Here is a 4,543-nt window from a genome sequence, read left to right on the forward strand (position 1 = left end):
TGCTGCCGGTGGATGCGCAAGCGCCCGGCGGACACGACCCGCTGATTGAAGCGCGGATGTCGTCCGAGCGGTTCCGTGAGCTGGGTTTCAAGGAGGGCGACACGCTGGTGGTTTCACCCCGAAAGGCCCGTGTGTTCCTGCATCCGCAGGCGGCCTGAACCACAACATTTACGCCGCTTACATCGGGTATCACAGCCCGGTGCAAGCGGCGTTTTTCATCATGCGGCGAGGGTGATCTTGCCTTCGGCCACGTAGCGCTTGAAGTCGGCCAGCGGCATGGCGGCCGAGCCGCGCGTTTCCTCGTCCACCCAGCTGAGGGTGGCGTCGTTCAAGCCGGTTTCCACCTTGACGGGGCCCGGTCGAATGGCGATGTTGGGGCCGTCGCCTTCGCGGTACTCGACCTTGCCAACGATGTGTGCGGTTTGTGCCATGGGGTGCTCCTCTGAATGGATGCTTCAGGATCGCGGGCACGCGCGCAGGGGTCTGTGCGTTGACGTACAGAACTTCACCCTGGCGAGGCTTACTGTGGACCCAGCCGCTTGATCCGGCTGTTGTCTCCCCTCCCTGCCTCGTGCAGCTTTTCCAAAGGACCCCATCATGAAGACTTCCAAGCTCCTCACCACCTCCGTGGCCGCACTGACCGTCGTTGGCGCAGGCCTGGTGTATGCGCAGACCACCACCCCGAGCACGCCCGCGCCAATGACGCAGGATTCGGCCACACAGGCCCAGCCCGGCACGCCCGCACCGTCGACCACGATGCCGGCCACGCCCAGCCAGGAGACGACGCAGCGCAGCACGGCGCCGATGACCACGGATGCCCAGGCCGATCGCAACTGACCGTGCATCACACCGGCCCCCATGAGCCCGGCGAGGCTCCGGGTGCCGCCCATTTTTTCAGGACGCCGTGATGCGCCTCCCCCATTCCCTCGCGCAAGACATCCGCCATGGCGCGCTGATCGGCGCGGCGGTGTTGACCTTGCTGGTGCCACCGGCCAGGTGGGTTCAGGAGCCTGGTGCTCCATCTGCTGGGGCCGCGGTCGCGTTGGTGCCCATGCACACGCCGGCGCCGCAACCGGATTTCGGCGGGGTCGAAGCCACGGCGAATGCCCGCGAGCTGGTGGAGTGGATTGCCCGCACGGGCGACAACGCGGGCATGCCCTTCGTGCTGGTGGACAAACCGGCCGCAAGGCTTCATGTGTTCAATGCCAATGCCAGTCTGCGCGACAGCACGCCGGTGCTGCTGGGCTTTGCGCCCGGAGATGACACGGTGCCCGGCATCGGCCAGCGACCGGTGGAGCAGGTCAAGCCGCATGAGCGGACCACGCCGGCAGGCCGCTTTGTGGGCCACCTGGGGCACAACCTGACGGGCGAGGATGTGGTGTGGGTGGACTACGACGCCGCCGTGTCCATGCACCGTGTGCGACCGACGCTTCAGCCCAAGGAGCGGCGCGCCGAGCGGCTCGCATCGCCGACCATCGCGGACAACCGCATCTCCTATGGCTGCATCAATGTCCCGGCCGCTTTTTACGAAGCGCAACTGCAGCCGGTGTTTTCAAAGATGTCGGCGGTGGTGTACGTGTTGCCCGAACACAAGACCCTGGGCGAGGTGTTTGGGCTGGCGCCCGCACCCAAGTCGGCCCAGCCCGCAGCGCAAGCGGCCGTCAGGCGGCCTGCAGGCCCCGCCTGACCATGGTCGGCATGGCGTCCTCTCGGGCGAGGCGGTGCATGGCCGTGTGGGCGCAGGAGAGTTTGTCGTAGGCGCGTCGGACCACGCCGTAGCACTCGCAGCTTCGAGCTTCGAGTCCGTCGCGATCCAGGATGGAGATGTGGCCCCGGTGGTACTCGATCAGGCCGGCCTTCTGCAGCTTGAGTGCGCCGCTGGTGACGCCTTCGCGGCGCACGCCCAGCAGGCTGGCGATGCGCTCTTGCGTGGCCTGCATGTCGCTGTTGTCCTGCCGATCCAGGTGCTGGAGCAGCCAGCGGCAGAGTTGCTGGTCGAGCGCGTGGTGGCGGTTGCAGGCCGAAGACTGCGCCATGTGGGTGAAGAGGGCCTGGGTGTAGGCCAGCAGGTGCTGCATGAGCTCGGGCGAGCGGCGCGTGTGGTGCAGCAGGGCCTGGGTGCCCATCCGGCCGACGTGGCCGGGGCGCTGCACGATGGCGTCGCACAGGGCGCTGGTGTCACCCATGAACGCGCACACGCCGACCATGCCTTCGTTGCCGACCACCGCCACTTCGGACGATGCGCCGTCTTCCAGCGAGGACACAAGCGACACGGTCGCGCTGACAGGAAAGTAGACGTGTCGCACTTCGGCGCCCGCCTGGTGCAGCACGGCACCGGCGCGCAGCTCTTCCCACTCGAGGTCGGGTTCCAGCAGCTCCCATTCGGCGCCCGACAGCATGGCCAGCAGGTGGTTGCTTGGCAGCGGAGACGGATTGGTGGTCATGGCAGTTCCCTTTCAACAGGTCGTTCGATTCGCAGGCCCACCCGGGGGTGGGCCAAGCCCAAATTAGGCCGGGGATCGCACGCGCGCTGTGTCAGACGAAACGCCCTTTTCGCCGTAGGAGAACGAGAGGGATCAGGCGCCCTGAGGCTGGAGTGCGATCACCGCCATCCCGATCAGGGCAATTACCGCTCCCGCCAGGTCCCAGCGGGTAAGCGTGACGCCGTCCACCAGCCGCAGCCAGACCAGGGCGACGGCGATGTACATGCCGCCATAGGCCGCGTAGGTGCGGCCGGCCGCGGCGGGATGCAGGGTGAGCAGCCAGGCGAAGAGGCCCAGCGCCAGCGCGGCCGGCAACAGGAGCAAGGCGGCCTTGCCCTGTTTGAACACCAGCCAGGTCAGGTAGCAGCCGACGATCTCGGCCAGCGCCGTGACGGCAAAGAGGACAGTGATGCCAGTGATGCGAAGGGCGTCCATGGGGTAGGCAATGGGATGGAGGGGTCAGCGGCCGGGGTGGCAGGCGCAGGCTTCGCCGTGCGCGGCAGAGACCAGTTCGGTGAGGATGCCGCAGGGCGCCCCGCCCTCGTGCTCACCATCGCAGCGCGAACGAAGTTGCAGCAATTGTTTCTCCAGCGCCCGCATGCTCTTGAGGCGGGCGCGCACGCGGCTGAGTTGTTCGTCCACGAGCTGGTCGACATTGAGGCAGTGGCCCTCTGGGTCGTCCACGAAGCCGAGCAGGCGCTTCACGTCGGCCAGCGGCATGTCGAGCGCACGGCAATGGCGGATGAACGACAGCCGCTCCAGGTGCGGCTGGTCGTAGTTGCGGTAGCCGTTGTCCAGCCGCGCGGGCTCGGGCAGCAGGCCTTCCTTCTCGTAGAAGCGGATGGTTTCCACATCCACGCCAGTGGCGCGCGCCAATTCCTTGATCTGCATGGCATTTCTCCTTGTTGACACTGTAGCCGCTTCAGGGTTTCCAATACAGGAAACGAAAGGAAAACCATGTCAGCCCATTGCCATGCCCACAGCACCCCCCAACCAGGCGAGGTGGCCAACCTCGCCCGCTACCGCCGCGTTCTCTGGATCGCGCTGCTCGTCAACGCGGCCATGTTCCTGGTCGAGATCGGTGCCGGCTGGCGCGCGGGCTCGCTGGCGCTGCTGGCCGACGCGGTCGACTTCGCGGGCGACGCGCTGAACTACGCCGTCTCGCTGGCGGTGCTGGCCTCCGCACTGGCCTGGCGGGCCCGCGCGGCGGTGCTCAAGGCGGTGAGCATGTTGGGCTTTGGCCTGTACATCCTGGGCAGTGCGGCATGGGCGGCCTGGAACGGCCAGGTGCCCGATGCCACCACGATGGGCGTGGTCGGGGTGCTGGCGCTGGTGTCCAACGTGGCCGTGGCCTGGATGCTCTACGCCTTCCGCGAGGGCGATGCCAACATGCGCAGCGTGTGGCTGTGCTCGCGCAACGACGCGATCGGCAACGTGGCCGTGATGCTGGCCGCGCTGGGGGTGTTTGGCACGGGCAGCGCCTGGCCGGACCTGCTGGTGGCCAGCCTGATGGCCGCGCTGGCCTTGCACGGTGGCTGGCAAGTGCTGCGCCAGGCGCGCGGCGAACTCGCCGGCGAGAGCGACGCCCACCGGCACCACGACCATGCGCACTGAGCCACCGGTATCGCGGGAAGCGATGGCGCAGGCCACTCCTACAATCCGCTGATGCGTTCCTGGCTCGCCGTCTTTCTGCTGGTGCTCCTGCCTTTGCAGTTCTCGTGGGCTGCGATGGGCGCGCATGCCCCGCATGAACGCGGGCCGGTCGCGGGGGTGGTCTGCCCCCACTTCCATGGGGTGGACAGCGCGCCCCAGCTGGAGGCCGGCGCGGCGCACCCCGCCGACTGCGGTGCCTGCCACAACGGTTGCGCGCTGGCGGTCTTTCACGGGCAGCACCCCATGTGGGCGAGCCCTGCGCCTTTCCCGCTGGCGAGCGCGGCGTGGGTGCCGGCATCCCGGCCGGCCGACCTGCCCGACCGGCCTCAGTGGAGCGCCCGGGGCTGATCCCGGGCAACGCCGCTCGAAGCGCAGCGCCTGCGCCTCCCCTTCTCCTTCACACTGTG

General features: G+C 67.9%; 9 protein-coding genes. 5 read left to right on the forward strand and 4 right to left on the reverse strand.

The features are described from left to right. A partial coding sequence (locus KIT86_RS24265; RefSeq protein WP_297403195.1) for a TOBE-like domain-containing protein occupies positions 1–158 on the forward strand: 158 nt, incomplete at its 5' end. Positions 159–218: 60 nt separating this feature from the next. Here the strand turns inward: KIT86_RS24265 and KIT86_RS24270 are convergent. After that, a complete protein-coding gene (locus tag KIT86_RS24270; protein WP_297403182.1) occupies positions 219–431 on the reverse strand; it encodes a hypothetical protein in 213 nt (70 codons plus the stop codon). Positions 432–597: 166 nt separating this feature from the next. On the opposite strand from KIT86_RS24270, the gene KIT86_RS24275 reads away from it, so the two are divergent. Both KIT86_RS24275 and KIT86_RS24280 read left to right on the forward strand, forming a co-directional pair. Further along, positions 598–837: a hypothetical protein gene (locus KIT86_RS24275; RefSeq protein WP_297403184.1), complete on the forward strand. Its 240-nt coding sequence runs from the start codon at positions 598–600 to the stop codon at positions 835–837. A 70-nt stretch (positions 838–907) separates the two neighbouring features. Further along, a complete protein-coding gene (locus KIT86_RS24280) occupies positions 908–1,687 on the forward strand; it encodes a hypothetical protein (protein ID WP_297403185.1) in 780 nt (259 codons plus the stop codon). Here KIT86_RS24280 and KIT86_RS24285 read toward each other — a convergent pair. The 3 genes from KIT86_RS24285 to cadR form a co-directional block, all read right to left on the reverse strand. Next, the gene (locus KIT86_RS24285; RefSeq protein ID WP_297403187.1) at positions 1,662–2,444 is read right to left on the reverse strand and encodes a Crp/Fnr family transcriptional regulator; all 783 of its coding nucleotides are present in this window, start codon (positions 2,442–2,444) and stop codon (positions 1,662–1,664) included. The two genes, KIT86_RS24280 and KIT86_RS24285, sit on opposite strands and share 26 nt — an antisense overlap. A gap of 132 nt (positions 2,445–2,576) precedes the next feature. Further along, a complete protein-coding gene (locus KIT86_RS24290) occupies positions 2,577–2,918 on the reverse strand; it encodes a YnfA family protein (RefSeq protein WP_297403188.1) in 342 nt (113 codons plus the stop codon). Between the two features lie 24 nt (positions 2,919–2,942). Further along, complete coding sequence (gene cadR, locus KIT86_RS24295) at positions 2,943–3,374, reverse strand: Cd(II)/Pb(II)-responsive transcriptional regulator (RefSeq protein WP_297403190.1); 432 nt, start codon at positions 3,372–3,374, stop codon at positions 2,943–2,945. A 66-nt stretch (positions 3,375–3,440) separates the two neighbouring features. Between cadR and KIT86_RS24300 the strand changes: the two genes are divergently transcribed. After that, complete coding sequence (locus KIT86_RS24300; RefSeq protein WP_297403192.1) at positions 3,441–4,097, forward strand: cation transporter; 657 nt, start codon at positions 3,441–3,443, stop codon at positions 4,095–4,097. A gap of 51 nt (positions 4,098–4,148) precedes the next feature. Continuing rightward, the gene (locus KIT86_RS24305; protein WP_297403194.1) at positions 4,149–4,484 is read left to right on the forward strand and encodes a hypothetical protein; all 336 of its coding nucleotides are present in this window, start codon (positions 4,149–4,151) and stop codon (positions 4,482–4,484) included. Positions 4,485–4,543 lie beyond the last annotated feature (59 nt).

The organism is Hydrogenophaga sp. (assembly GCF_026125825.1).
Classification (GTDB): domain Bacteria; phylum Pseudomonadota; class Gammaproteobacteria; order Burkholderiales; family Burkholderiaceae_C; genus Hydrogenophaga.

Bases quoted from the DNA above. Each gene is read 5' to 3' on its own strand.
- KIT86_RS24270 (WP_297403182.1), bottom strand. From the start codon at position 431: ATGGCACAAACCGCACACATCGTTGGCAAGGTCGAGTACCGCGAAGGC.
- KIT86_RS24275 (WP_297403184.1), top strand. From the start codon at position 598: ATGAAGACTTCCAAGCTCCTCACCACCTCCGTGGCCGCACTGACCGTC.
- KIT86_RS24280 (WP_297403185.1), top strand. From the start codon at position 908: ATGCGCCTCCCCCATTCCCTCGCGCAAGACATCCGCCATGGCGCGCTG.
- KIT86_RS24285 (WP_297403187.1), bottom strand. From the start codon at position 2,444: ATGACCACCAATCCGTCTCCGCTGCCAAGCAACCACCTGCTGGCCATG.
- KIT86_RS24290 (WP_297403188.1), bottom strand. From the start codon at position 2,918: ATGGACGCCCTTCGCATCACTGGCATCACTGTCCTCTTTGCCGTCACG.
- cadR (WP_297403190.1), bottom strand. From the start codon at position 3,374: ATGCAGATCAAGGAATTGGCGCGCGCCACTGGCGTGGATGTGGAAACC.
- KIT86_RS24300 (WP_297403192.1), top strand. From the start codon at position 3,441: ATGTCAGCCCATTGCCATGCCCACAGCACCCCCCAACCAGGCGAGGTG.
- KIT86_RS24305 (WP_297403194.1), top strand. From the start codon at position 4,149: ATGCGTTCCTGGCTCGCCGTCTTTCTGCTGGTGCTCCTGCCTTTGCAG.